At 52.4% G+C, this 24374-nt stretch carries 22 protein-coding genes, 1 tRNA gene and 1 pseudogene; 10 read left to right on the forward strand and 14 right to left on the reverse strand.

Translation table 11 applies throughout. From position 1 onward, the window contains the following. Both prs and PKY88_09320 read right to left on the reverse strand, forming a co-directional pair. A partial coding sequence (gene prs, locus PKY88_09315) for a ribose-phosphate diphosphokinase (protein HOQ05397.1) occupies positions 1-547 on the reverse strand: 547 nt, incomplete at its 3' end. Then, complete coding sequence (locus PKY88_09320; protein HOQ05398.1) at positions 544-1551, reverse strand: NTP transferase domain-containing protein; 1008 nt, start codon at positions 1549-1551, stop codon at positions 544-546. The genes PKY88_09320 and prs, both read right to left, overlap by 4 nt. 559 nt (positions 1552-2110) lie before the next feature. Here PKY88_09320 and PKY88_09325 point away from each other — a divergent pair. Then, positions 2111-2710 (forward strand): hypothetical protein, encoded by a 600-nt coding sequence (locus PKY88_09325; protein ID HOQ05399.1) that lies wholly within the window; start codon positions 2111-2113, stop codon positions 2708-2710. Positions 2711-2852: 142 nt separating this feature from the next. Then, positions 2853-3068: a hypothetical protein gene (locus tag PKY88_09330; GenBank protein ID HOQ05400.1), complete on the forward strand. Its 216-nt coding sequence runs from the start codon at positions 2853-2855 to the stop codon at positions 3066-3068. A gap of 50 nt (positions 3069-3118) precedes the next feature. On the opposite strand, the gene PKY88_09335 is transcribed toward PKY88_09330, so the two are convergent. Then, positions 3119-4111: a tRNA-dihydrouridine synthase gene (locus PKY88_09335; protein HOQ05401.1), complete on the reverse strand. Its 993-nt coding sequence runs from the start codon at positions 4109-4111 to the stop codon at positions 3119-3121. Between the two features lie 145 nt (positions 4112-4256). On the opposite strand from PKY88_09335, the gene PKY88_09340 reads away from it, so the two are divergent. Beyond that, positions 4257-4327 (forward strand) — tRNA-Gln (locus PKY88_09340). Between the two features lie 15 nt (positions 4328-4342). On the opposite strand, the gene PKY88_09345 is transcribed toward PKY88_09340, so the two are convergent. Beyond that, positions 4343-5773 carry a UDPGP type 1 family protein gene (locus PKY88_09345; protein HOQ05402.1) on the reverse strand — a complete coding sequence of 477 codons (1431 nt, stop codon included), beginning with the start codon at positions 5771-5773 and terminating at the stop codon, positions 4343-4345. 469 nt (positions 5774-6242) lie between these two features. On the opposite strand from PKY88_09345, the pseudogene PKY88_09350 reads away from it, so the two are divergent. After that, positions 6243-6353: pseudogene (locus PKY88_09350) on the forward strand (prepilin-type N-terminal cleavage/methylation domain-containing protein). Between the two features lie 942 nt (positions 6354-7295). Here PKY88_09350 and PKY88_09355 read toward each other — a convergent pair. The 7 genes from PKY88_09355 to PKY88_09385 form a co-directional block, all read right to left on the reverse strand. Beyond that, positions 7296-7943, reverse strand: a complete 648-nt coding sequence (locus PKY88_09355; GenBank protein ID HOQ05403.1) for a class I SAM-dependent methyltransferase — start codon at positions 7941-7943, stop codon at positions 7296-7298. Positions 7944-8064: 121 nt separating this feature from the next. Continuing rightward, entirely contained in the window at positions 8065-9408 is a 1344-nt protein-coding gene (locus PKY88_09360; GenBank protein HOQ05404.1) for a glycosyltransferase, read from the reverse strand. Beyond that, positions 9303-10316 (reverse strand): glycosyltransferase family A protein, encoded by a 1014-nt coding sequence (locus PKY88_09365; protein HOQ05405.1) that lies wholly within the window; start codon positions 10314-10316, stop codon positions 9303-9305. The genes PKY88_09360 and PKY88_09365 overlap by 106 nt, the downstream gene beginning before the upstream one ends. Continuing rightward, entirely contained in the window at positions 10298-11527 is a 1230-nt protein-coding gene (locus tag PKY88_09370; protein HOQ05406.1) for a glycosyltransferase, read from the reverse strand. Before PKY88_09370 ends, PKY88_09365 begins: the two co-directional genes overlap by 19 nt. A gap of 19 nt (positions 11528-11546) precedes the next feature. Then, positions 11547-13172, reverse strand: a complete 1626-nt coding sequence (locus PKY88_09375; protein HOQ05407.1) for an alkaline phosphatase family protein — start codon at positions 13170-13172, stop codon at positions 11547-11549. A gap of 22 nt (positions 13173-13194) precedes the next feature. Next, on the reverse strand, positions 13195-14178 hold the full coding sequence (locus tag PKY88_09380) for a hypothetical protein (GenBank protein HOQ05408.1): 984 nt from the start codon (positions 14176-14178) through the stop codon (positions 13195-13197). Continuing rightward, a complete protein-coding gene (locus PKY88_09385) occupies positions 14156-15604 on the reverse strand; it encodes a lipopolysaccharide biosynthesis protein (GenBank protein HOQ05409.1) in 1449 nt (482 codons plus the stop codon). Before PKY88_09385 ends, PKY88_09380 begins: the two co-directional genes overlap by 23 nt. A gap of 267 nt (positions 15605-15871) precedes the next feature. Between PKY88_09385 and PKY88_09390 the strand changes: the two genes are divergently transcribed. The 4 genes from PKY88_09390 to PKY88_09405 all read left to right on the forward strand — a co-directional run bounded on the left by PKY88_09390 (position 15872) and on the right by PKY88_09405 (position 20800). After that, positions 15872-17953: a fused MFS/spermidine synthase gene (locus PKY88_09390; GenBank protein ID HOQ05410.1), complete on the forward strand. Its 2082-nt coding sequence runs from the start codon at positions 15872-15874 to the stop codon at positions 17951-17953. A gap of 209 nt (positions 17954-18162) precedes the next feature. Next, a complete protein-coding gene (locus tag PKY88_09395) occupies positions 18163-19509 on the forward strand; it encodes a hypothetical protein (protein HOQ05411.1) in 1347 nt (448 codons plus the stop codon). A gap of 15 nt (positions 19510-19524) precedes the next feature. Then, positions 19525-20400, forward strand: a complete 876-nt coding sequence (mtnP, locus tag PKY88_09400; protein HOQ05412.1) for an S-methyl-5'-thioadenosine phosphorylase — start codon at positions 19525-19527, stop codon at positions 20398-20400. A gap of 79 nt (positions 20401-20479) precedes the next feature. Further along, entirely contained in the window at positions 20480-20800 is a 321-nt protein-coding gene (locus tag PKY88_09405; GenBank protein HOQ05413.1) for a PilZ domain-containing protein, read from the forward strand. Between the two features lie 11 nt (positions 20801-20811). On the opposite strand, the gene acpS is transcribed toward PKY88_09405, so the two are convergent. From acpS to lptB, 3 genes are read right to left on the reverse strand one after another with little or no spacing between them, the layout of a single operon-like run. Further along, complete coding sequence (gene acpS / locus PKY88_09410) at positions 20812-21207, reverse strand: holo-ACP synthase (protein HOQ05414.1); 396 nt, start codon at positions 21205-21207, stop codon at positions 20812-20814. A gap of 30 nt (positions 21208-21237) precedes the next feature. Beyond that, positions 21238-21756, reverse strand: coding sequence for a peptide deformylase (def, locus tag PKY88_09415; protein HOQ05415.1), 519 nt, complete (start codon positions 21754-21756; stop codon positions 21238-21240). A gap of 6 nt (positions 21757-21762) precedes the next feature. Next, positions 21763-22521 (reverse strand): LPS export ABC transporter ATP-binding protein, encoded by a 759-nt coding sequence (gene lptB, locus PKY88_09420; GenBank protein HOQ05416.1) that lies wholly within the window; start codon positions 22519-22521, stop codon positions 21763-21765. 199 nt (positions 22522-22720) lie between these two features. Between lptB and PKY88_09425 the strand changes: the two genes are divergently transcribed. Then, positions 22721-23422, forward strand: coding sequence for a hypothetical protein (locus PKY88_09425; protein HOQ05417.1), 702 nt, complete (start codon positions 22721-22723; stop codon positions 23420-23422). Between the two features lie 140 nt (positions 23423-23562). After that, complete coding sequence (locus PKY88_09430) at positions 23563-24339, forward strand: metallophosphoesterase family protein (GenBank protein HOQ05418.1); 777 nt, start codon at positions 23563-23565, stop codon at positions 24337-24339. Positions 24340-24374: the final 35 nt, after the last annotated feature.

The following is a 24374-nucleotide window of genomic DNA, read 5'->3' on the forward strand; positions in this document are numbered from 1 at the left end:
GGGCATACCGCGCCGCCTTCTTCATATTCCCCACATCCGGCGCCACCACCGTCAGTTTGTCCAACTGCTTGCTCTTAAGATACTTGGCAATGACCGGCTCGGCCGTCAGATGGTCCACCGGAATATCAAAAAAGCCCTGCAGCTGAGCGGCGTGCAGGTCCAGCGTCAGCACGCGATTGGCGCCGGCGGCCACAATCAGATTGGCCACCAGTTTGGCCGTAATCGGCACCTGCCCTTCATCCTTGCGGTCCTGACGGGCATATCCGAAATACGGAATCACCGCCGTCACCCGGGCCGCGCTGGCCCGACTCAGACAGTCCAGAAAAATCAGCAGCTCCATCAGGTTTTCATCCACCGGCTCGCAGACCGACTGCACCACAAAGCAGTCCGTCCCTCGTACATCCGTCTCCAGCTTGATAATCTTTTCGCTGTCCGGAAACCGCCAGATTCGGGCCTTCCCCGGCTCCTGCCTGAGATACCGGCAAATCCCTTCCGTCAATTCCGGATGACTGGTTCCGCCGAAGACAATCAGGGGATGATGAATCATTTTTGTCCCTCCTTGGAATCACTTGCCCCCACTCGACCCAGCGTTGTAAAGGCCCTGACGTCCTGCCCATCCGCTACCTGGGCCCCTTCGCCCACAAAAGCAAACGGCCCAATCCGGCAGCCCGTCCCGATCCGAACCGCTCCGCGAATACACGTAAACGGCTCAATCACCGTATCCTGACCAATTTGGGCGCGATCATCAATCCACGTATTCGGCGGGTCCACAATCGTCACCCCCGAGGCCATCAGCCGATTCTGAATCCGCTGCTGCATAATCTTGCCCACGACGGCCAGCTGGGCACGGCTGTTGACGCCCATTGCATCTTCTTCCGCCACTGCCGTGACCGCCGTCGCCTTATGCCCCTCCGCCAGCAGCACATGCAGCACATCCGTCAGGTAATATTCCCCCTTGGCGTTATCCGGGCGAATCTTTTCCAGCCCCTTCAGCAGCAGCGGCGTCTGATAGCAGAAATATCCGGTGTTTACTTCCTGAATCTTTCGCTGCTCCTCATTGCAGTCGTTGTGCTCTACAATTCCCTGAATATTCCCGTAGGCATCCCGCACAATCCGCCCGTAGCCGCTCGGGTCTTTCAGCACCGCCGTCGCCACCGTCACCGCCGACTTCTCCGACAGGTGCTTGTCCAGCAGAATCTCCAGCGTCTCTTTGCGAATCAGCGGCGCATCCCCGCACAGCACAAGCGTATGCCCTTCAAACCCCTCCAGGTGCCTGCGGCAGCACATCACCGCATGCCCCGTTCCCCGCTGTTCGGGCTGCTCGACAAACTCCAAATCCGCCTGCCCCTGATACCGGCGGAGAATCTGGTCTTTCCCGTAGCCGACGACGACGTAAATCCGGCGCACCCCCACGCCGCGGCAGGCGTCCAGCACATAATCCAGCATCGGACGTCCGCACACCTCATGCAGCACCTTCGGCAGACGGGTATTCATCCGGGTGCTCTGACCCGCTGCCAAGACAATCGCCGCACATTCCGCTTTCGTATTCACCTTTCAGCCTTCTCTCTCTATCTGACTGTTTGAAATTCTTATCTACCCGGCCTGGACTCGAACCAGGAATAAGAGGACCAAAACCTCTTGTGTTACCGATTACACCACCGGGTATCGCCCGCACACGGCAAAATTATAATACCTCGCCTGCCCTTTCGTTACGAAAGAAAACCCGCTTTCAGGCAACGATGCCGTTCACGTAAGTCGCAGTGGCCGCCTTCGAAACGGACCGACCGGACCCTGCCACGGGCTTGAGCTGACCATGCTGCGAACCTGTCAGCCCCACGTTTCCGTCTTCCGGTCTTTCGGGAAAGACCTTTCCAGACGGGTCTACCTACCCACCAGGCAGGGCTACAAAGAAGGAATACTATACAAATACTTTTCCCTTTTTCAAGTCATAAATCCTTCTTTTTTCAATCCCGCCTATTAATAGGATATATCCTGTCTTTATACCAAATTATAATTCTTGCAATAAAATCCCTCTGCCAACCATCTATAAAGGTGTTGTTGCTGAAGACCGATAAAAAAATCTTTTTTTGAAAGGAGTACAGAAATGTCTATGAAGAAAGCACTTACAGGTCTTACCATCTTGACAATTTTGGCACTTTTCGCCGCCCAGTCCTACTCTCAGCAGGGTCAGGGCCCGGAAGGCAGAGGCCAGCGGCGCGGCGGACCGGCCGGCCAAATGGAAGCCGGCCCGGCGGGCGGACCCGGCCAGCAGATGGGACAGCGCGATCCGGAACAGATGCGTCAAATGATTCAGGAACGGCAAATTCAGCGGGTCAAACAAGCCCTCAATCCGACCGACGAGCAATGGGCCAAGATTGAACCCGCTCTCAAGAAAGTCATCACACTCAATCAGCAGACCAATATGGCCGGCTTCCCCGGACAGGGCTTCGGCAGAGGCCAGCGTCAGGGACAAGAAGGGCAAACCGAACAGTCCGCTGAAGAGCAGACCACCCTCGGCAAGGCCCGCCAGGAACTTCGAGCCGCCATTAACAGCGGCAATGCTGACACCATCAAGACCAAACTGGAGGCCTTCCGAAAGGCCCGCGAAGAGGCCCTCAAACAGCTGGCCGATGCCAAGAAAGAACTGAAGGCACAGTTGACTACCCCCCAGCAGGAAGCGGAATTGGCTCTGATGGGCTACATTGATTAAATCCTCGGCAGGATGCCGAAACGGCAGGCGGTCTTCTTTCCGCCTGCCGTTTTTTTAACAGCACTTTTTCTCCTCCGAAACGTATCGTTTTCATCGTGAACGAAAAAGAAACAACCTTTTGACTGTCAGAAAGGAAACAGCCATGAACGCTTTACTGAAGAAACTTGCGGTACTTTGTCTGGTTTTGGTGCTCGCTTCAGCCAGTTGGGCCGGATGCTGCAAAAGCAAATCGGATGACTCGGCCTGCGGCGACAACAAAAAGGCCTGTGAAAAGAAAGATAAAGAATGCAAAGAAGAAAATAAGTCCGACTGCCAGAAAGACAAGGGAGAAGCGGCATCCTCCGACAAAGCTGCTTAACCCCCGAATCCTGCTGACAACACCCATACAACAGTCAATCCTGCCTCCAATCAGGATTGACTGTTTTTTTCAGGATAAAACTCCGCAAAGACCTGCTGAACCTGCTCCAATGTCTTGGCCTTCATCATCGCCATCATTACTTGCTTGCGCTGCGGATGGCGTTTGCAGTAGCCCGCCGTAAACTTTCGAAAGTACGGAATCGCCTTCCGGGCCGGCCAGAACTCCAGAATCATCCTCAAATGCTCTGCCATCACGGCCTTCTGCTCTTCCATCGTCGGCGGTTCCGGAAGAGGCCGACCTTCCCATAAAGCCCGAATTTCCTGAAATATCCACGGATTCCCGATGGCTCCCCGCGCCACAATGACCCCATCAACTCCGGTGCCGTTCAGCCGCTCTATTGCTGTTTGGGCCTTCAAAATATCTCCGCTGCCGAACACGCACAGCGAAGGAAACCTCCTCTTCACTTCGGCAATCGTCTCCCAGTCCGCCGTCCCCTTGTATTTCTGCTCCACCGTTCGCCCGTGAATCGCCAGCATTTGCACGCCGTCCCGGGCTGCATTCTCGCAAATCGTCCAGAAGTCCTCCCGCGAAGCCTCGGAGGAATCAAATCCAATTCGAATTTTCATAAACACAGGACATCGTACCGCCTCCCGCGTTCGCAGATACGCCTCTCGAATGACAGCGGGCTTTTGCATCAAAAACCCGCCGCGCTCTCTCCGCAGCACCTTCGGCACCGGACAGGCAAAATTCAAATCAATCGCATCATACCCCGCCCGCTCAAACACCGCTGCTGATTGGGCCATCACCTCCGGTTCATTGCCCATAATCTGCGCAACAACCGGATGCTCCTCTTGAGAAAAAGGATAAAACTGCTTTTGACGGCTGGCTTTGGGATGCAGCGCTATCCGGTCCAGCATCACCCCCGTAAAAACCAGTGGACAGCCGAACCGCCGGGCCAGGATCCGCATTGGATGGTCTGTATAACCCGACAGGGCCGCCTGAATAAACGGCACATCCAGTTTAATTACACCAAATTGAAGCATAAAAAGGACGGCTTCTTTTCCTTATCTGTCTCTTTTGAAAAGACTTACAATCCCCTCCCGCCCTGCTTTTCTCCAAAATGCTCACAAAAAAACCTTCTCCTTGTTGACGGAAGCCCTTTTTGCCGATACTATCCTTGTTTTGCGTTGGCCCGTAGTGTAATGGTAGCACAAATGACTCTGGATCATTTAGTCGGGGTTCGAGTCCCTGCGGGCCAGTTGACGGGGCTGGTCTTATTCCAGATACAACCTATCTCCCGGCCGGATAGGCGGCACCTTGTGAACCTTGGCCTTTACATCTTCCGCCGTTAAAGCAAACGAAGGGGCCATTTCCAGTACGCAGTCCGCCTGCCCATCCGATGTACGCGGCACCTTCACTCCGGCCTTTTCCAGCCACGAAGCCGCCCGCTCTATCATCATCCGCTCCGTCACCGCCGGACTGTCTTCTCCAGACGCATTCTTGACCGGGGCAAACTCTTCACTGCGAATCGTCTGAAGAATCACCGACTTTTCCGACAGCGGCAAAGCATCAAAAATAAAGGTCTCCAATTTAATCCCGCAGGGTTTATCCGGATTCACCTTTTTGCCGGTTGCCAAATCAATATGAGGAATCTTCTTAACCGCACGATGGAGCGGCAGGGCAAAATCCCCATCGGCATTTAGACGCTCGACAAACTCCCGACTGAGAATATGAATCGCTATCGAACCCAGCTCAAAAACCAGGGAGCCATCTGGATTGCGTCGATGGGCCTGCTCATCCGGCAAATCGCTGTACTCAATCACCGTGACACGACCGTTTACCAGACAGAAATTGCCCACTTTTTCCAGCGGATGCGCTTTGATAAGGGCCTTCGAGGACATTCCAGCCCCTTCCATCACATGCAGTCCGAGGAAAAGCGGGTCAAACAGCTGCACCAGCGGATTGTCAATCTGCCAGTAGCTCAAATACTCCACCCCCCGCTTTTTCATCTCCGCCAGCACGCCGGAACTGTACAGGGCTTTCAGACTGCCCCCATGTCCATCCGGACTGACGGCAATCGTGTCCTTCTCCGCCAAGAATATCCGACCTTCAAAGTCGAAATTCGGCAGTGTCCCTTGCTGAAACAGAAAAACGGTATCCTTCCCAAGCCCGAAGTAATTGTTGGTCTCAAAGGTCTCGACCGTTTCCTTGTGATTGAGCGGGCTGGTCATAATCAGCCACGGCAGAACCGCCCCATATTTCTTTCTCGCGGCAGCAACCGACTCGGCAAAAATGCGGAATAATGTCTTTTTCTTGATAGGAGATACCGAATAATTTCCTTTCGGCCCGTCAAATCCGAGGCGTGTCCCCTGCCCGCCGGCAACGACAAACCCCGCCACTTTCCCTTCCCGAAGCAGTTTTTCCCCAATTTGCCGTGCTTGAGCATATTTTTTCGCCTGCTCGGGGGTCTGCGGAACAGGCGGATACGACGGTGCCGGCTCAAACTCCGTCGGCACAACTAACGGCTTCTCATTCTTAACCGTTTCTCGTACCCATCGCGGTATATTCCGGACATCCAGTTGCTGGATTTGCTCCAGCAGCCGCCCGCGCTGCTCCAGCGTCAACTCCCCCCAAAACGTCAGCAAATGTCCCTGCCCAATTTCTTCTAAAAGTCGCCTGGTATTATCTACATCTATTGTTTTCATAAAAATCCTTTAATCATGAAATCCAGAAAACGGCGTATTATAAAAAAGGAAGATTGGTTTTCAAGAAAAGATTGAATCCGGGGGCAACTGAAATCAAAAAAATGCGAAAAATTAAATTTTTTTATTGACAAACTTTTTATGCGTCCGGTATTATCCCTATAGATGGGTAAGTAGGCAGAAAGGTATAATAAGTTAACAGCCATCATTTTTTATTATTTGTTGTTATATTTTTTCATTCCTTTCTACCTGCCCCCCTTAAAAAAAACACTTTGGGATTGGCAGCGTCGGAAAAGCACCCTTTTAAGAACTTTCCAAATTTCGTGCGCAATCCGGTCTGAAAAAACCGGTAGGATTTGCTCACAGAAAAGTGAACAAACGTCCCTGCGTAGGGGAAAAACTGCACTTATTGTAAGTGTTTTGCCGGATGCGCTCTGTCGAGCAAATCTTCAAAAAGTTAAGGAGAAACACGATGAAAAAGAGAGGTTTTACATTAATTGAGCTCTTGGTGGTCATCGCCATCATTGCGATGCTGCTGGCCATCCTGATGCCCGCCCTCAACAAGGTCAAGAAGATCGCCATGAGGGTCGTCTGCGGCACCAATCTTAAGGGCTTGGGCAACGCCATGACCGTGTATGCCAACGACTTCCAGGGTCAATTCCCCTGCCAAGGACAAGGGAAGTCTCTTATCTGGGACCGCTACACAGACCGCGTTTTCCAACAAACAAATAACTTCGTGGATGGGGATCATATCACGGTAGGTGCCAGCTTGTATTTGCTGGTTCGACTGGCAGATTGCAGCCCAAAGTCATTTGTCTGTCCGGCAAGCGACCAAGTCGAATTTAGCGGCAAAAACCCAAGCAACTATGATATTGTCGAACTTTGGGATTTCGGGCGCTATGACGGCGGGGCTGCTTACAATGCTGAAGGACCGGAACGCTGTGTCAGCTATTCCTATCACCAGCCCTATATGGGGACTACAACAGGAGCTCCCGGACGTTATCGGGCAGATGATACCCGTTCTGCTGCCTTTGCTGTTATGGCCGATAAAAACCCATGGTATGACCCGAAAATCACAGAAACAACTTTTTCAGGCACAAACTTGATGAACTGTGTAGATAAGATTGGTGCTTATTGGCTAACCAAGTATAGTCCTTCCGTTGGGAATGTTCGTCAGAATCAGATGGTTGCAAACGCTCAGCCACACGAGCGGGAAGGTCAAAACGTTATGTTTGCCGACGGTCACAACAGCTTCGAAAAAACTTCTGATGTTGGGATAAAAAATGACAACATTTACACTCCTTATTATCAAGCCAGCCCCACAAGCACTACCCCTTGGCAGTGGCGCCAAGGGTTGACGCCGATTACACCTGACCGTCAGGGCACAGACGAAGCCCCAAAAGGCACCGAAGACTCTTTCCTTGTCAACGACTTCGGTCAACAAGTTCGCTAAAAAACAAAAAATAGTCTCCTCGAAGGCCCTTTCTTTTGAAAGGGCCTTTTTATTTACCCAGATTTTAAATTATTAGACATGGTACAGAGCTACTACTATCGGATGTCTTCGCCCTTTCATAGCCCGACGAAGCGGACTCTCATTCGTTGGGAATATGGTCCAGTTGCAATAAACAAACGGCTGATGTTCAGGCGGAAAATCTTCCGAAGTAATTATCTCAACCCTGCTAAACAAATCCCGAAAACGTTCGTAGTAATCTGCTCCAGGTGCTCGCACATGTCCAAACTCATAAGGATTCGGGCAATTGTATTCCATCGTTACCTCGGACACGATCGGTACTTCGATAATCGCCAGCCCGCCCGAGCGAAGAACCCGTCGAATTTCACACATCGCCTGTCTATCTTCAGAAACGTGCTCCAACACATGGGAAGCAAATACAACATCGAACGAACCATCAGAAAACGGTAATCGGCGGATATCCGCCCTGATATCTACATTCGGCATCTGAATATCTGTTGTGGTTACCTGCCGAAATAAATTTCTGAATTCTTCATAAAACAGAGGTTCCGGAGCAAAATGAAGAAGAGTTTTTTCCGAAAATCTATACTGTGCAGACAACCGATGCATCAAAAGCCATTGAACGCGTTGCCTTTCCGCAGCTCCACATCTTGCACATAACGCATGTTTACGTTGAAGAGGATGCCCGGGACGATCCATCATAAACGGACCTCGATATCCACATATCGGACACAAAAAAGAAGGATAAAACAGATGCCGAATACGAAATCGAAACAATTGGAATGAACTTAATGGCGGTTTTGTATTCATTACCCTTTCTCTATTAAAAAATTGTTTCGGACAAATCACGCTCATCAGAAAGCATTTCGAGAAAAATGTCTTCCAGACGGCGATTTAATTCCCGAATATCATAATTGTTTCTCACATACTCTCGCCCTCTTCTGCCCATCTCTCTCCGAATCTCCGGGTGTTCAGCCAGATATTGAATCTTTTCCGCCAGCGCCCGGCTGTCCCGCTCCGGAACTAGATAACCCGTCTGTTCATCAAGAACAGCTTCCGGAATCCCCCCGACCCGGGTTGCCACCACAGGTAGACCAAGTGCCTGCGCTTCTATTATGGAAAGCCCGAAGGCCTCTGAAATGCTGGGGTGAATAAAAATGTCACTCTCCATCAGATATTGAAGAACCCTCTCATGAGAGGCAGGTCCACAAAACTCTACAATTTCTGACAGCGACAACTGTTCAGCCAACTCGCGGAGAACACCTTCCAACGGCCCCCCTCCTACAATTCGGTACCGGAACTTTATACCAGGATTTTTCTCCTGGAATATTTTTATAGCCTGCAAAGCATATTGATGCCCCTTTTCTTCCACAAGTCTGCCAACAGAAAGCAGGATAAGTTTTTCTGGCTTTTTGCGAGATTCTCCGGACGGTGGGCAGAACACCGTCAAATCCACCCCAACCGGATGAACCCTAATTTTTTCAGGAAAAGCCCCAAACTCCTGTAAAAGATGAGAGGTAAATCGTGAATTCGCCAACAATAAATCTCCATTTTCAAACAAAGAATGGTATATCTGCCCCCCCTTTTCCAACCCCAACCGAACATCATACCCATGGAACATCGTCACAAGTTTTAAAGATGGAAGAGATTCCTTCAATAAACTCCCAATAATCCCATTGGTACCATAGTGACAAAACAAGATGTCCACAGGATGTCTGCACAATTCCACAAGATAATATAACACCTTCAGCGATAGTCCGTTTCGGCGCAATAAATATAGTTTCAGGAATCGAAGCATCGGGCCGGGATAATAAGGAAAATTAGCCAGCCAAATCACAAACGCCTTTAACAGACATGCCGCCTTCTTTTTCGGTATCGGAGGAAGAAAAAAGGCTCTCTCCAGAAGATGATACCTTTTGACATCTGAATGAACCATTAAATCCTGCGACATTCTCTCCGCCAGAATCAGAACCTCATGACCCTGTTCCAGAAGGCCGCCGATCTGACTGAGAATAAATGTTTCAGATAAAGACGGGAAAACATCTGTCATAATAGCTATTTTCACAGAAGCATCCTCTTTTGTACGATCTGATTTAGAGCGTTTTTGAAAGAGAAATAAAGGCTGAAAACTATTGCAGCCGCCCGGGGCCATTTCCGTCTGCACCACACCTCTTTTCTCAGTCGGGCAGGCAAAAAAACATCCAGCTCTGCAGGAATTTCATGCAAATCTGATATCGGATTGTTTTGCAAAAGCCGGCGAATGCAGTTTTCCAGCATCTTACAGGCACAAGGCATAAACTTCTCAAGCCGTCCGTGCTGAGCAGAAAGAGCCAAATGCTTCAAAACCAAACTACATCGTGGCTGGATTTGCCTCTTGTGCTCCTCCGTGAGACTTCCCGGATATCCCGCATAATACAGAACCAAGGGGTTGGAAAGATAACCAATTTGAGGATGACGATAGGAAATCCGAAAAAATAAGTCGGTATCTTCTGCCCAAAAACGGTTTGTTTCAAAAAGACCAACCTCCAGCAAAACACGCCGCCGAATAATCATCGAGGAAGTCAGAGCATGTCCAATCTGAGCATAGACATCTAAATAATCATCAAAATACTCCCTATTTTTCAGCAAAAAAGAGGTTTTCTTGTCCTCAAACCCCGTTTGTCGTTTTTCCATACCGTAAAAACAAAGCCAATAATTACTGAAAGTCCAAAGCAGATCGGGGTTTCGACTCAAATGGTTAACCTGACACTCCAGCTTTTCCGGAAGCCACTCGTCATCGGCATCCAAAAAAGCTACCCATTCCCCCTGCTGAGCCGACAGAATACCCAAATTGCGGGCATTCGAAGGACCGTTATTCAATTCATACAAATACCTGACTTTCGGTTCATACTGCCGCACCTTCTCCGCTGTGCGGTCAGTTGAACCGTCATCGACCACGATAATCTCCTCCGGCGGCCGCGTCTGACGCAGAACGCTTTCAATCGCCCGCTCAATCGTAGCCTCTGCGTTATATGCCGGAATCACCACACTGACCGAAAAAGACTGTTTTGGGCTCATCATCTCTGTCGTCGGCAATTTTGCAGAGCTTCTGAATAGATTCTCACCAGTTTGTCATTCAACCTATCCACGTCATACCGCTCTTCCACATACTTCCGCCCCTCCTGTCCCATCTGCATCCTCTTTTGCGGGTCCTGCAGCAGTTCCGCCATAGCCCTGGCCGCCGCTTCCGCATCGCCGACAGGCACCAGGATGGCCGACCGCCCCGGAAGGACCGCTTCCGGAATCCCCCCCACATTTGTCGCTACAATGGGCACGCCGGCTGCCTGCGCCTCCAGAAGAACTACTCCCAGCCATTCATCCCGGCTGGTCAATAAGAAGACGTCTGCCTGATGCAATCGCTCCAGCACCCCCTTTTGTTCCAAGGCCCCCTCAAACACTATCCTGTTTTTGATTCCGAGTGCCTCGGCCAATTCCTCCACTTGAGCACGCAACGGCCCATCGCCAACCAAATGATACACAACTTGTTCAGAAGAAATCTTCTCGATCAGACGCTGTATCGCCCGCAGAGCCACGTCTGGTCTTTTCTGCTCACAAAGCCGGCAGACCGTCAGAACGCGAAAAATCCCGTCTGACCGAGCCGGCAGTCCGTCGCGAAAAGCAAATCTGGCCGGCTCAATTCCGACATAATGAACGCAAAGACGCTCCGCAGGTGCCCCCTGCTCCAGAAGCCGCTGTCGGGTAAATTCTGAATTCGCCAATATTTTGTCAGCATACGCGAACAGCTGCCGATAGTACTCCGGCCCCCCCTCCAACCCCAAAAGCAAATCATGCCCGTGAAACATCGTTAAAAAAGCTGTCTTCGGCTGGATGATCTTCAACGGCCAGTAAAAGGTGCCGTTGTTCCCGAAATGCACATGAATCACATCCGGCCCAAAAGACAAAATCGGCAGTGAATGAAAAAAAAGAAGATAGGAAAAGGGCTCCTGGCGGCTCAGCAGATACCGAAGCACTCGAAACAGAACCACCGGATGTGTGAACAAAAACCGCAGCAGCCAGCCGACGGCCTTCAGGCGGCAGATCCATTTGGACGCTGGAACCGCCGGCAAATACACCGTCCGGTCCAAAAGTCTATATTCAGTCACCTCAGGATGAAACACTTTCTCCTGGGGGTGAAACCGGCTGAAAATTCGTACCGTATGCCCCCGTTTCAGAAGCCCGGTAATCTGATTGAGAATAAACGTCTCAGAAAGTTTGGGAAACGTGCTGACAATGACGGCAATTCTCATAAGCTTCAAAACCTGTCTATCATAAATACCCAAGCTCCTCCAGCCTCTTTTTTACTTTTTCAGCTTCCTGCGGGGAATAGACCTCTTGCTCCCCCTTTGGTTCCATTGGCTCTTCCTGTATCCGCTGAATCGGATTCCTCTGCAAAAAAGACGGCTCAAACCACTCTTGCCGCACCTGACCATCCATATCAGAGGGAATCGGCACCCCCATATAAGCCAGTAAAGTGGGGGCGATATCCAGCAGATTCGCCTGTCCTCCGCCGCTGCGGATAAGCCCCTCTCCGGCGGCGACAAAAAAACCATCCGGATGATGCTTGCCCAGGTGAAAATCCGTTTTCAGCCGCACCGGCTCAAACAGTGTTTTTTCATATTGATATCCGCCTGTAATGGAATATCCCGAACAAGGACAAACCACCAAATCAGGCATCTGGTCCAGATAAGCCCCCTGAAACACTTCTTCTTTACGATAGACTTTCTCAATTACTTTTCCGCCTGTCGCCGGATCATTTACCTCCAGAAGCTTTTCAACAACAGTTTTGCAAATCATTTCTTTTTTCAGCGGGTCGTTTTCCAAAACAAACAAGAACCCTTCATTGCAATAACCGGTGGCATACACTCTTGAGCAATCCCAATCCACACAGACAGGCCGGGGATAAAATCTGGAGAGAACCTTGCGATGCCAAATCGGAGGCAGCAAAAATCCGAGAATCCTCCCCAATCGAATACGCTGAGCCAATTCGCTCACCGGAAGCCCCAGAATCCGAGCCGAACAGATGCGCAGATATCCCTGCTGAACCAGCCAGTTCCCCATGTTAAAACGCATTCGATGCCGAGTAAAACCATGATCGGAAAGAAGAAACACACCTCCCCGGTCAAGTTGGCTCGGATAAAACTCTTGAACAATCTCCGCAATACTCGAATCCAAAATGCGATAATACTTTTCAAAAACATATTGTTGTAGGCTCGGATCATACTCCGGACAATCCGGGGAGATAAAATGCCACAAGCCATGCTGTATTACATCGCTGGATTGGAAATGCACCATCATTACATCCGGGTTCCGGCTTCGGATAATAAACTTTGCTGCCCGAGTTCGTACCCAAACAGTTTGTGCCATCTGGTTAACAAAATTATGAATCGTCTTTTGTGTAATTTTTTCCTTCTGAAGTTTCTTAAAAGTCAGGATATCATAATCCGGAACCGCCTGAAGAAGTTCCTGCTTGAAATCGGCCGGATAGGTAAAATCCGAATCCAGCGAAGGGGTCAGAAGTCCGCTGACTACCACGCCCCGAATCGGACGCGGCGGATACGTCATCGGCACATTCAAAACACCGCAGGTCAACCCCGCTTCACTGAATCGCTGCCAAATCGTCTTCCCTAAATACTGAGAATTGACGGGATATTCTTTTCGTTCTTTTGCGGACCAGCAGTAAAAATCATAGACTCCGCTGGCTCCCGGATTTTTTCCTGTCTGAAAAGCCCCCCAGGCCGCCGGTGTAATGGCAGGAATGGTGGATTTCAATACTCCCCAGACCCCCCTGTCACGGATACTTTTTAAAAAAGGCATACATCCAGCCTGAATGGCCGGTTCGAGAACAGTCCACGTCCCGCCGTCAATCCCGATCAGCAAAAGGGATCTATGCATAAATCACCGCTCACTGTTTATCCTATAAATAACCCAAATCTTTTAATCTCTTATGAATGGTGTCTTCCTCAACCATAAAAGAACGGTTTGTTTCTTCTATGTGTTCCTCACGGAGCGGGACGGCATCAGCACGGCAGGTCGTCCACCAGGGAATGTGCCGCAAACAAGGATCATCGGAATCTAAACCGTGCGAGTAAAAGCGTCCCTCTCCCAGGAATTCTCCGTGGTCCGAAGTGATCACCACCTTCCCCTTCAAATATTCCAGAAGTTGGCTTACATGCTTGAGCACAATTTCCAGATTCTCCTGATAAGCCCTTCGGAGTCCTTCCGGACCGTATTTTCGACGCACCGCATCCATAGGACTCAAAGGCGGCAATTGTAAGAACTCCGCCATGAACCACTCCGGATGGTTGCCCAGCAAACGGCCATGCTTTATCCAGGAACACAGTTTTTCACAAATCTTTTTTCGAAAACCTTTTGATTGTTCCCCCAAAACCGTTCCCATCAGCACAACCTCTTTTCCTACATCCGGTTGTGGAAATCCCGCACAATCCGAGCCGAACCCCAGATAAGGCGCATGTGGCTGCAGATAGTGCACAATCATTCTCTTGCCAGGATGCCGAGCCAGAGCACCGAGCGCTTCTCTGGTCACCATTTCTGGAAGCACCGTACCCCGGGTTTCATCCCATCTGGTTTGCCAAACATCAATCACTCGATAAAAATGTTCTCCGCCATGAAAGCCTAACACAGATTTCAGCGAATTTACATAAGGATTAGAAGACACATAGACCACATCCGCATAATAGCCCGGAAACGATCGCTTCCTCCATTCCTCCGTACAGCTGCCCACCGACTTGCGACAAGAAAGCTGTCCACCTTTTAAAAAATCCCTAAAGACCCTTTCAAAATAGTCATAACGGCAGGCATCCAGGACAATCAGGTAATCCCAAGATTCCTCCATAATTAGGACTGTATCCACATTATTATTTGTTTTTGACCAAGGCACGAAGCTGTTCCTTAAAAATACTCAACAATTCAAATCCCTTCAAGCAATCCAGCAGCAAAGCCGTTCCACCATAACACGCCAGAGCCAACAGAAAATACCCCACAAAAAGGAAAGGGCTCATCCGCGCGGTTACCGACCTAAGGAAAAGAAGGATGGAAACTGTTACCAAAAAAGAAACCAGCGGAATCAGAGAGGATTCCAGCATCCGCCACGGAGGACAGTTCAGCCACCTGCAGGATAACCAGAATCCAAAAGGACTCACTAAAACCGCAATCAGAAGAGTGGCAACTGCTGTTCCTTCAATGCCCCAGCGGCTTGTCAAAGGATAGATTAGAACCGCCAACAAGACGAAACGGATCACCTGGAAATAAAAATGAATCTTCGGTTTCCCGAGGGCCAAAAACAAAGGACCTCGTGTAGCGCCCAAAGAACGAAACAACCCCTTAAATACCATAATTTGCATCGCCGGTATCATCGGATGCATATCCGCCTTCAGAAACAACCGTACAAAATCCGGCCCCAGCGAGAAAATCAAACCAGAAGCCAGAAACGCAAAAAAAGCCGTTACCCTCAAAACTTTTAAATATGCTTCCCGTAACCGAGGAATGTCATCCTGTATCTTCGAATAGGCCGGAAACGTGACCTGGGAAAGGGTATTTGTCAGGTCAGTCGCCGGAAGATTGGAAAAACGAAATGCATAGCGGTACAAAGCCAGCGCACTAACACCCAGATACCCCCATACAAAAAAATCATCCCCTTCTGAAATCAAAAAATTCAAAACCGACAATCCAAATATCCATTTCCCAAAACGCCACATTTGAACCGCTTTCTGCCAATTCAGACAAAATCGCGGGCGATACGGACAAAGCAAATAGGATAAGGCTACCTGAACAAGCACAGAAGAAAAACGTCCTGCAACATAACCCCAAATGCTGCGGAAAAAAAAGACAACCAAGGCCGAAACGGATAAATCAATAAGGACAGGAGGTACTCGAAGGAGAAAGATTCTTGGAAAGTTAAGCTCTTTTTGCAGATAAACCGTCCCAACATTTTCTAAGCTGGCGAGGAATAATGCAAAACCAATGCTTCGAATAACATTAACCGTCAAAGAAAACTTTTCTGGCGGAACTTTTAAAGAAGCAGCAATTGGTGCCGCGGCAAAAAGAATTAAAAACATGACCAAACCGCGACAAATGTGAATCGTCCAGGCAGTATCCAGATATGTGCGTATCTCCTTTCTCTCCTGGACCAGCTTTTCATTAAAACCTGTTTCAAAAAAAACCCCTAAAATCTCTATCAGCATCATCGCGATTGCCAACAAACCAAGATCCTGAACAAGAAGAAAATTGGCAAAAACAAGAGATTTTACAAAACCAAGAAAGCGAATGGCCACACCGATTCCCATAACCCAATAGCCGCCTCTAATGGCAAGTTGGAAAAGTGTCGGCTCAGTTTTTGTTACATGAATCCGCTCGGCCTCGCTCTTGTGTCCAGATAAATCCTTAATTAATATACCTCCATTTACAGGTTTATTGTCTTTGCACTAACTGCTTGTCTAACATAGAATTATATTCTATCCCTCGAAAATGTCAAACTTTCAGAAAGGATTTCGAAGCCCCGGAACAGGAATGGAAAGTACACCATCTCAAAAAAAGACACTCTTTTTGCGGAAGAAAGATTATAATCAGGCTCCATGTACAAGCGTAGGAGAAAACGTCCTTTTTTTGTATTATTGTTTGCTTTCGGTGTCTTTGCCGGGGCGTTCCTGCTTTTTCAGGTACAGCCGCTGTTTGGGCGATTTCTGACCCCCTGGTTCGGCGGCACACCCGAAGTCTGGACCGCCTGCATGCTCTTTTTCCAGCTGCTTCTGCTGGCCGGATATGCCTATGCCCACGCCCTCGGCCGTCTCCCCGCCCGCCTGCAGGCCCTCGTTCATCTGCTTCTGCTCATCACCGCCGCCGTACTGGCCTTTCGAATCATCCCTCCGGCACATCTGAAACCAACGCCAGAAACCAACCCCATTATCCAAATATTATGGATATGTTTTGTCTGCATAGGACTTCCCTATTTCCTTCTTTCTTCTACAGGGCCGCTTCTTCAGTCCTGGATTTGCCGAATTGAACCCGGTTTTATTCCCTATCGTCTTTATGCCCTCAGCAATATCGGCTCATTATTAGCCCTTATTTCCTATCCATTTGTTTTTGAACCCGTTTTCAGTCGTCAGCAGCAGGCCATCCTTTGGTCTTTCCTGTTCCTTTTTTATGCAACCTCCTGTATAATTTGTGCACTTATACTCTTCCTAAATGCCCCATCTTCCCAAAATCCCTCCCCTAAAAATAGGGATACCGTTTCTCTTTCTTTCTCAAATTATCTTCTCTGGCTTTCTTTGCCGGCAGTTGCTTCAACCCTCCTGCTGGCCGTAACCGAAAAAATTACCCAAGATATCGCCGTAGTACCCTTTTTATGGATTCTGCCATTAAGTATATATCTCCTGTCGTTTATTATCTGTTTTGACAGCCCCCGATGGTACAAACGCCCCCTCTTCCTATCCCTATTTATTCTGAGCATTTTAGGCATCATCATCGCCCGCATTATTGAAGAAAAAAGGCCTAATATCACATTGATTATCGGACTTTACAGTTTCCTACTCTTCTGCTGCTGTATGGTCTGCCACGGGGAACTGTATGCCCTCCGCCCGCATCCCCGTTATCTGACCGCCTATTATCTGCTTATTGCGGCCGGCGGTGCACTCGGCGGTATCTTTGTTTCCATCCTGGCCCCCTTGCTCTTTAAAACCTATGTAGAACTCCACTTAGCCGTCCTCTTGGCCGTGATTCTTGTTGTCTTGACCGACCGACGGTATATTCAGGGCCGCCAACGCAAAATTGCCTATATTGCCGCCCTCGCCGTCGTCGGGCTGGCAGGCATCTTCCTCATCGGCCGACGCACCACCCAAAACCAGCGGGCCATCGACCACGCACGCAACTTCTTCGGCGTCCTGACCGTCTGGGAAGACGACTGGGACAACCCTCTTCTGCACAAACGTCTCCTCCAGCACGGCACGACCTTCCATGGTCTGCAGTTTCAGCATCCGGACAAACGGCATCTCCCGACCGCTTATTACGGCTTTAACAGCGGCATCGGTCTGCTCATCCGCTCTAATCCCCAGCATCCGCCCCGCCGCATCGGCGTCATCGGGCTGGGCGTCGGCACCATCGCCTTTTACGGCCGGAAAGGCGATGTCATCCGCTTTTACGAAATCAACCCCGCCGTCGAACGGCTGGCGCGAAAGTATTTCACCTACCTGTCCGACAGCCAGGCCGACATCCAGATTGTTTTAGGCGACGGCCGGCTGTCGCTCGAGCGGGAATCTCCGCAGAACTTCGACATCCTCGTTCTGGATGCCTTCAGCAGCGATGCCGTGCCCGTCCACCTGCTCACCAGCCAGGCGATGGAAATCTACCTCAAACACCTCAAACCCGACGGCGTCCTGGCCTTCCATCTGTCGTCGGTGCATCTGGACCTGATTCAGGTCGTCCGCAAACTGTCCGAACACTTCCGGCTTCACTGCCTTTGGCTGGAAACCTACCCCGATGAGCAGTTCGGCGCTCTTTCCTCCGACTGGCTTGTGCTTTCTCCCTCGAAAGAACCGCTCGAAAACCCGCTCCTTCAGTCCGCCGCCAGCCCCCTGCCCGAATCCGCCGGCTCCATCGACCTGTGGACCGATGACCATATCCGGCTGCTCCAAATCCTCAAGCCCTCCCCCCGCCGATAAGCCGCTGAAGAGGTCTCCAAAGGCCTAATATCTCTTGCTTTTTCACAGGAAAAATAGGGTTTTAATCTATCCAAAACGATGGTCATTTCTGCGGAATGTCATCCGAAGTTTTCGTGAAGAAAGAAGGCGGGAATCCAGAGCAGCACCGCTTTGTTAAATGCTTTAAAAGACCGTTGCATTCTCCGACAAGATTCGGTATAGAAAAACGAATGCGGATGATACACAGCGGCATCAAAGCGGCTTTTGCCGTCGTCCTGTGGACAACCATGGCCGGTCTGCTTTCGGCTCAGGTTTCTCCGGAAGAGCGCCGGCGGATTTCAGAGCTCAGCGCCGCCGACCACAAGCAAATGCTCGAGCAGCTGGGCATCATCTCGCTCCGTCCGGGGCCGTCGGGCGACCCCAAAGCCCCCAACGCCGCCAACGCCGACGAGGCCAAAGTGCCGCCTTATTTCCTCCCTGACCCGCTCGAAATGAAGAACGGAACCCGGATAACTCGACCGGAACAATGGCCGGCTCGGCGGGCCGAAATCCTCGAACTGTTTGACCGCGAAATCTACGGACGCGTCCCCGCCGATGTCCCGTCCGTCCAGTGGAAAGTTACAGACGTCAAAGAAGACAAAGACGGCGATTTTCCCGTCAAAATCAAGCAGCTGGAAGGGGTTGTTGACAACTCCGCCTATCCGGCCGTCGAGGTGGTTATTCGTCTGACGCTGGGCACCCCCGCCGGTGCTGACAAACCCGTTCCCGTCATCCTCGAATTCGGCTTTCCCGGCTGGGTCGAAAGAGCGCGTGGCGGCCAGCTCACCTGGAAGCAGCAGCTGCTCAAAGAGGGCTGGGGCTGGGCCGTTCTGAATCCCGCCGGCATTCAGGCCGATAACGGCGCCGGCCTGCGCGAGGGCATCATCGGCCTGGTCAACAAAGGCAACCCCAGAAAACCCGACGACTGGGGCTGCCTGCGGGCCTGGGCGTGGGGAGCAAGCCGCGTCCTCGATTATTTCGAAACCGACCCGGATGTCGATGCCCGGCGTGTCGGCATTGAGGGCCTGTCCCGCTACGGCAAGGCCGCCGCCGTTGCGATGGCCTACGATACGCGCTTCGCCATCGCTTTCATCGGCTCCTCCGGTGCCGGCGGCGTCAAACTCCTGCATCGCGTCTTCGGCGAACAGGTGGAAAACCTCGCCTCGCCGGCCGAATATCACTGGTTTGCGGGCAATTTTCTCAAATACGCCGGTCCGCTCACACAGGAAGACCTGCCCGTGGACGGCCATCATCTCGTCGCTCTCTGTGCCCCGCGCCCGATCTTCATCAGTGCCGGCTCCTCTACTGTGGAAGGCACCTGGATCGATGCCAAAGGAATGTTCCTCGGCGGGGCGATGGCCGGCCCCGTTTATGAGCTGCTCGGCAAAAAAAGCATGAGGACAACCGTCTTTCCGCCGGAGGGCACACTGATCGACGGCGACATCGCCTTTCGCCAGCACGAAGGCGGACATACCACCGGTCCCAACTGGCCGTATTTTATCCAGTTTGCCAAACGTTATTTCTCTTCATCACCCTAACATTCGGAAGCACCTATGGACAAGCCGCAGATTGCCGTCATCGGAGGTACAGGGCTCGGCGACGCCTTTGCCGCCCGGCTTGGCGACATCGAAGAACTATTTCCGGACACTCCTTTCGGCAAACCCAGCGCCCCCGTCCAGCTCGGCACGTTTGCCGGCCGCCGCATTGCCTTCCTGAACCGCCACGGCCGGGGACATTGCCTGAGCCCTTCCCGCATTCCGTATGCCGCCAACATCTTTGCCCTCAAATCTCTCGGCGTGCGCACCATCCTTGCCAGCGGAGCTGTCGGCTCTCTCCGGGAGGAATACGCCCCCAAAGAAGTCGTTTTGGCTGACCAGTTTATCGACAAGACCTTTCGCCGTCAGTCCAGTTTTTTTGACGCCCTCGGCGCCGTCCACGTCGAATTTGCCCAGCCCTGCTGCGCTCGGCTTCGTCAGCAGCTCCTCTCCGTCAGCCGCCAACTGCCCTTTCCGGTCCATCCGTCCGGCACCTACGTCTGCATGGAAGGGCCCCAATTTTCCACCCGCGCCGAATCTCAGATGCACCGCCAATGGGGGGCCGACCTGATTGGAATGACCGCCCTGCCCGAAGCCAAACTCGCCCGGGAAGCCCAGATGTGCTATGCCCTGCTGGCCCTGATTACCGATTACGACTGCTGGCGGCCCCACGACCCCAGCCAGTCCCAGCAGTCCCTGCTGCAGGAAATCATCGGCAATCTGCACACCGCCACGGATAACGCCGTCCGCCTGCTTGAAGAACTGCTGGCAGGCGGTGAACCGCTTGCGGATGACCGATGTCCCTGCCGGCATGCCCTCGAGCTGGCCGTCTGGACAAGACCTGAGGTTCAAAATGCCGACGAACGCAGACGCCTGTGCCTTCTGTGGGAATAAAACGGCGAAAAAAATTGCTTCTTTCTGCCGATAATTTACAATAGTTTTCCGCAAACACAAAACAGACAAGGGCCGACACATGCAGATGGAAGAAAGAAGAAAAAGCGTTCGCTACAAAGCCCGCGAAGATGTCCGGGCGGCCATCAGTGCCGAAGATTCCGACCTTCACACTGAAGGGTTTGTTCTGAACATCAGCCAGAGCGGGGCCTATATCTTCGCCAACGCCATCCCGTTCCAAAACGGCATCCTGACCTTCCGCCTGCCCGACGGGCGCACTATTCAGCGCCGCTGCCGCCGAATCGACCCCTATCAGCCCCGTGCCCGCGGCCAGGCCGTTGCCTTTACAGACGCCCTCACAGCGGAGGAACTGGAGGCCCTCAAGGCCCCTATCCTCGAATAACCCGCCCGATTTTACGAAGGTCCTGCTTCGGCCAGTGCTACGGCTGATGCAATCGCAAACCGGTCTGTGTGTGTGATGCTCAGCGTGATTTGTTCAATTCCCTGTTTTTCCGCCAGCTCCTTCAGACGCCCTGTCAGATTCACCACGGGCCGGCCCGCGGCATCATTGACCACCTCCACATCCGTCCAGGCCACACCGTCCCGCCAGCCGCTGCCGACCAGCTTCATCACCGCCTCCTTGGCGGCAAACCGCCCCGCCAGCCGCTCCAGACGATTGCGAAGGCCCTGGGCATCCGCCTGCTCCTTCGCTGTAAAAATCCGCTCCATCGCCCGTGCGCCGTGCCGCTGAAGCAGCTGTTCGAGCCGGCCGAACTCCACCAAATCAATCCCGTGAGCCAGAATCTTCATAAAGTCCCGAAGGCATCCCGCCCAGCCCGCTTACGATTCAGAACCCGCCGCTTCTTCCAGCTCTTTGAGCCGCTTGCGGGCGCGAAGTTTGGCCGCCGTCCCCAGCCGGTCCTTAATCAGAATCCCCTCCAGATGGTCGTACTCGTGCTGAAAAGCCCGTGCCAAAAGCCCTTCGCCTTCCTCCGTAAACCGCCGCCCTTCCAAATCCATCGCCGTCACCGTGCACTTTTTGTAGCGGCGGACTTTGCCCCAGATGCCCGGCAGCGACAGACACCCCTCTTCATGTTCCTCCAGGCCGCCGCTGACCTGAATCTCCGGATTGATATAGACCTTGGCGTGTTCTTTCGTGCCGTCCACCGACACGACAAAAATCCGCAAATCCACCCCCGCCTGCGGGCCGGCCAGCCCCACTCCCTTGTGCTCAACCATCAGGTCCTTCATTCGCTCGGCCAGGGCTCGAATCGAGTCGTCAATCTTTTCCACCGGCCGCGCCTTTTTCGTCAGCACCCCCGCCGGATACCGCGTCATCCTGCACTCTATCTTCGCCATAGGTCCTCACCCAACCCAAGGGCTGGAAGGTTTGTCAAACTCGTCCATCCGAAATGACTGGCCCAGATAGCTGCGCCGGACCAGCTCGTTGTGCACAATCTCTTTCGGCGTGCCCTCGGCAATCACTTTCCCGTGGTCGATAATGTACGCCTTGTCCACCACCTCCAGCGTCCGCTCGACGTTGTGGTCCGTAATCAGCACGCTCACGCCGCCGGCGGCCAGCCGTCGAATCTCCCCCTGCAGTTCCTCCACCCCAATCGGATCCACTCCGCTGAAGGGCTCATCCAGGAGCAGCAGGGCCGGACGCAGCGCCATCGCCCGCGCAATCTCCAGCCGCCTGCGTTCTCCGCCCGAAAGCATCCGCGCCTGCGTATGCCGCACCTCCGTGAGGGCATACCGGCCGAGCAGTTCCTCCGTCCGCTCCCGCACCTGCCGGCGGCCCGCCGTCGTCATCTCCAGAATCGCCGCCAGATTCTCCTCGGCCGTCATCCGCCCGAAGACGCTGGGCTCCTGCGACAGATACCCCATCCCCATCCGGGCCCGACGGTACATCGGCATCCGGGTCACATCCACCCCCTCAAAGAGCACCCGCCCCGCGTCCGGCTCAATCATTCCCATCACCATCCGGAATGTGGTCGTCTTGCCCGCCCCGTTGCGTCCCAAAAGGCCTACAATCGAGCGCTGCGGCACTGTAAGATGAACCTGATCAACAACCGTCCGGCCGGAATATTTCTTCACAAGCCCTTCGGCTTCCAGTAATGTCATCTGAACCAACGGCTTTTCTCCCAAAAAAGTGGCTTTCAAATGGAAAACGCATTATACCAGCCCCTCCTGCCCCTGCCAAATCCCTTTTTGCATCGACTTTTCGATTGTTCCGGCACAAAGCAGGGCTTTTTTGTTTGGAAAATCCTGCTGGTTTTGATAATAAGAACATTCAGGAAACGATATTTTATAAAAACCGAAAATGACCAAAATAAGCCCGTTTCATCAAATTCATCAGACCCTCGGGGCCGCGTTCGAAGAGTTCGACGGCTGGCATCTGCCCCGCGACTTCGGCAGCCCGCAAACTGAGCAAAACGCCCTCCTCAATCACTGTGCCGCCGTGGACTTAAGCAGTTTCGGCAGAATCTCCGTCAAAGGCGACTGGCAGCCCCTTTTGGACAAAGCCGGTATTCAATTGTCAGCATCCTTGCGGGAAGGTCAGTGGTGCTGGGCGGCACAAAACGGGCATGCACACCTGCGCATCGGGAAAATCGGTTCGGAAGTTCTGATTTTGACCCTTCCGGGCCGCGACAGGGCCCTCTTGAGCCGTCTGGGGCAAATCGCCGCCGGCCTGAACCCGCCGCCGTCCGTCCTCGACCTGTCGGACTCCACCGGAATGCTCGGTCTCTACGGCCCTAATGCCTTCCGCTCCGCCGCCCGGATTGTTCCTTTTGACCTGGAGGACCTCCAGCCGGAAGGCCTGATGAAAATCTCCCTGTTTATGTTCAACCTGTTTGTCCTGCGGGGCAGCTGGCTGGATTCCGACGGGCTGGAACTGCTTTGTCCCGCCTCGGCAGGCACGCTGGCCGCCGGCTCTATCGCCAAAGCCGGACAGAAATACAACATCACCCCCGCCGGGATGACCGCCTTCCGAGAGCTGCTGGCTCAAAAAAACCTGCTCTAAACCGACCGCCGGCCTCTTGAATTCCGATTTCACAAGTTCCGCAGGGGTTTTTCTGGAAAACCTTTCCGGAGTATGCTATAAGAGCAGTTTTGTGAACGTTCCCGTGTAAAAAAGACAGATATTGTCACAAAATAACCGATATGTTTGCGATTATCAGTGATATTCATTCGAATTTGGAGGCCCTCTCTGTCGTCCTGAAGGACATCGAAGAGCGGGGCATCAAGACGATTTACTGTCTGGGCGATGTCGTCGGCTACGGCGCCAACCCTAAAGAATGCCTGGACCTGGTTATCGAAAAGACCCAAAACAGCGTGATGGGCAACCACGATTACGCCGTCCTGTTCGAGCCGACCAACTTCAACACCGGCGCCGAATCCGCCACCTACTGGACCCGGCGGGTCCTCGAAGAAGAGCCCGACCCGGAAAAACGCGCCCGCCGCTGGCAGTACCTCGGACGCCAGCGGATGCGCTGGACGATGAAACTCCCTCTGGACGGCTTCGAGGCCCAGCTGGACTTCGTCCATGCCTCCCCGCGGCGGCCCATCAACGAATACATCTTCCCGGACGATGTCTATACGACCTCCTCCAAAATCACAACCCTCTTTGACCGAACGCCGCATATCTGCTTTGTCGGCCATACCCACCTGCCCGGCGTCTTTCTCGAAGACCCGGACTTTTACAGCCCTGACGAACTGGGCGGCAAATACCCGATTATTCCCAATGAGAAAGCCATCATCAACGTCGGCTCCGTCGGGCAGCCCCGAGACCGTGACAACCGCGCTGCGTATGTTTATATCCAGGACAACGAAGTCCACTTCGTCCGGCTGGAATATGATTATAAAACCGCCGCAGAAAAGATTTACGCCGTCCCGGAACTGGACAACTTTGAGGGCGACCGGCTGGCCGACGGACGGTAAAAACGGCTGTCAATTCCTTTAGAAAGGAACGCGAT

Source organism: Anaerohalosphaeraceae bacterium (assembly GCA_035378985.1).
Taxonomy (GTDB): Bacteria; Planctomycetota; Phycisphaerae; order Sedimentisphaerales; family Anaerohalosphaeraceae; genus JAHDQI01.

Excerpts from the sequence above, each read along its gene's own strand:
- PKY88_09375 (HOQ05407.1), bottom strand. The coding sequence starts at position 13,172 with ATGCATAGATCCCTTTTGCTGATCGGGATTGACGGCGGGACGTGGACT.
- PKY88_09390 (HOQ05410.1), top strand. The coding sequence starts at position 15,872 with ATGTACAAGCGTAGGAGAAAACGTCCTTTTTTTGTATTATTGTTTGCT.
- PKY88_09430 (HOQ05418.1), top strand. The coding sequence starts at position 23,563 with ATGTTTGCGATTATCAGTGATATTCATTCGAATTTGGAGGCCCTCTCT.
- def (HOQ05415.1), bottom strand. The coding sequence starts at position 21,756 with ATGGCGAAGATAGAGTGCAGGATGACGCGGTATCCGGCGGGGGTGCTG.
- lptB (HOQ05416.1), bottom strand. The coding sequence starts at position 22,521 with ATGACATTACTGGAAGCCGAAGGGCTTGTGAAGAAATATTCCGGCCGG.
- PKY88_09355 (HOQ05403.1), bottom strand. The coding sequence starts at position 7,943 with ATGATGGATCGTCCCGGGCATCCTCTTCAACGTAAACATGCGTTATGT.
- mtnP (HOQ05412.1), top strand. The coding sequence starts at position 19,525 with ATGGACAAGCCGCAGATTGCCGTCATCGGAGGTACAGGGCTCGGCGAC.
- PKY88_09345 (HOQ05402.1), bottom strand. The coding sequence starts at position 5,773 with ATGAAAACAATAGATGTAGATAATACCAGGCGACTTTTAGAAGAAATT.
- PKY88_09325 (HOQ05399.1), top strand. The coding sequence starts at position 2,111 with ATGAAGAAAGCACTTACAGGTCTTACCATCTTGACAATTTTGGCACTT.
- PKY88_09425 (HOQ05417.1), top strand. The coding sequence starts at position 22,721 with ATGACCAAAATAAGCCCGTTTCATCAAATTCATCAGACCCTCGGGGCC.
- PKY88_09330 (HOQ05400.1), top strand. The coding sequence starts at position 2,853 with ATGAACGCTTTACTGAAGAAACTTGCGGTACTTTGTCTGGTTTTGGTG.
- PKY88_09335 (HOQ05401.1), bottom strand. The coding sequence starts at position 4,111 with ATGCTTCAATTTGGTGTAATTAAACTGGATGTGCCGTTTATTCAGGCG.
- PKY88_09370 (HOQ05406.1), bottom strand. The coding sequence starts at position 11,527 with ATGAGAATTGCCGTCATTGTCAGCACGTTTCCCAAACTTTCTGAGACG.
- PKY88_09395 (HOQ05411.1), top strand. The coding sequence starts at position 18,163 with ATGCGGATGATACACAGCGGCATCAAAGCGGCTTTTGCCGTCGTCCTG.
- PKY88_09405 (HOQ05413.1), top strand. The coding sequence starts at position 20,480 with ATGCAGATGGAAGAAAGAAGAAAAAGCGTTCGCTACAAAGCCCGCGAA.
- acpS (HOQ05414.1), bottom strand. The coding sequence starts at position 21,207 with ATGAAGATTCTGGCTCACGGGATTGATTTGGTGGAGTTCGGCCGGCTC.